The organism is Corynebacterium sp. MSK297, assembly GCF_030232885.1.
GTDB lineage: Bacteria > Actinomycetota > Actinomycetes > Mycobacteriales > Mycobacteriaceae > Corynebacterium.
The window spans coordinates 1-1,808 of sequence record NZ_JASPGD010000024.1; the positions used below are offsets into that span (position 1 = coordinate 1).

At 50.1% G+C, this 1,808-nt stretch carries 2 protein-coding genes; both read right to left on the minus strand.

Annotation, left to right across the window (positions count from 1 at the left end; translation table 11 throughout):
- Nucleotides 1–655 precede the first annotated feature (655 nt).
- Nucleotides 656–1,276 (minus strand): hypothetical protein, encoded by a 621-nt coding sequence (locus QP888_RS10915; RefSeq protein ID WP_018120347.1) that lies wholly within the window; start codon nucleotides 1,274–1,276, stop codon nucleotides 656–658.
- Between the two features lie 150 nt (nucleotides 1,277–1,426).
- On the minus strand, nucleotides 1,427–1,654 hold the full coding sequence (locus QP888_RS10920) for a hypothetical protein (protein ID WP_144737827.1): 228 nt from the start codon (nucleotides 1,652–1,654) through the stop codon (nucleotides 1,427–1,429).
- Between the last annotated feature and the right edge of the window lie 154 nt (nucleotides 1,655–1,808).

Genomic DNA, 1,808 nt, shown 5'->3' on the forward strand with positions numbered 1-1,808 from the left:
CGCTGGGCAACCCGTGATTCCGCCCGCAAGGCCGTTGCTTACTGGATTGAAGTGGTCTACAACCGTCGGCGCCGGCACTGAAGCACTCGGGATGGTAAGCCCTGTCGATTTCGAGAACCACATTGGTCTAACCACCAGCAGAAAAGAAATAGCTGCCTAACCATTAGGTAGCTCCACTACGTGTCCACGATTTGCGGGTAACCCCAGGTTCCAGTGTCTTGTTCAGTATCTAAGCCAGGTAAAGGAGATTTTGAAGCATCAATCTTTGTAGAGCTAGTTTCTGAGGTGGACGGCCCCATCTCACCGCAGACGAAATCAGGCGCGTGCTGTTAGCCGCCTCCGGCGCTCACCTCAAACAGAACAAAGATGCTGGTGATTAAGGAAAGTCGAAACAGCTAAAGAAACCAATTAACCAGGTCAAGAAATGAAAAACGGCCCCAAGCTGGCGCCTGGCCAGTGCAATTACAGCGTTATAGGCATGCTTTCCGGGAGGGAAGTCATTTCTCCTTCTACACTTAGTAGAACGCTGCCAGCCCAGAAGTGAAGCCATAGACGGAGCCGTCGAGTCGATGGGACAGGACGTGCTGGGGTGACGCCATTGTTTGACTGTCAGATACTCGAAGCTGACGCTTCGCTCGGTCAATACCCATTCACATTAACAGGCGAAAAGCAGCAATAAAATGCCAGTGATCGTCAAAACCGCAGCCGTTAAAGTGCTTCCCTTTCCGGAAAGGGCTGCGCTATCTCTGCTTGAAGTATCGAGTAGAAATCCTGCAAAGAAAATAACAACGCTGGTGGAGATGGCTAATAACGAGTAGAGGAGCATGGAAAGAGCCATCATCTTGACGTCCTCTTCTCTGGCCAGTGTGAAGATGCCTCCGAGAAAGGGGATTGAAGTGACCGATTGAATAAATCCGATCGAAAACCCAATGGCACTAGCGTTAAGAACAGAGGCATAGAGTCTCTTAGCTAGATACTTTGCCTTTTGAAGCAACACCTTGTGGCGTTTCCTAGTTGCTAACCCGATAGCCCCAAGGCAAATAAGCAGAATCCCCAATACAGGTGAATGAGCAGCATGAGGAGGGGTCCAATACGAAGCTTTAATGACCCAAAAAACAATCCCTGTAGCGGCCACAATTCCCAGCCAATCAGAAAAGATAACTACTGATATGCGGGGTCTTTTTACCTTACTTGAGTATCCCAATGCGATAAGCAGCCACAGGAGCAGATTGAAGGAATCGGCAAAACCCAAGAATGCCACGTTGATATCTATCATCTACTCACTTGCCCCCTCGCAAAGCGTTTTACAACTGAGCGCAGAACAAAACCTACCAGAGCGCATTATGATCTCTGCTTGCGCCGCTGACAGGACATTGCAGACCTTCCGTCACCATCCCAGTGGAAATGGGCAGGGAATACCGTGACTCTAGTAGCGGTACCAGTACTTGCCATCATCGTGACGTTTACACCCACGAATATCAGGGTAGTTGGCGCCTGCATCCAGTCGAGGAATGGACATATTTGCCCAGCATCCGGCTGCAGTATTGAAAGGGCCGTGCCACGATGCAGCCGCCGACGCCGTCGCCGGCAGAAGCAGGGAAGTAGAGAGGGCGCACGCTGCAGTCGCGAAGCCTACACGTTTCATAATCGACACTATGTTTTCCTCACCTTGTAAAGGGAGCGTTAAGAGAGATAATGGATATGATATCAGCATTCATGGGCGCATGTAGGTGGAGTGGGCTGGAATATCGGACCAGTGACCTTAACTGGTAACCTCGAGATTTTCTTTCTTCCAACACTCAACAAAC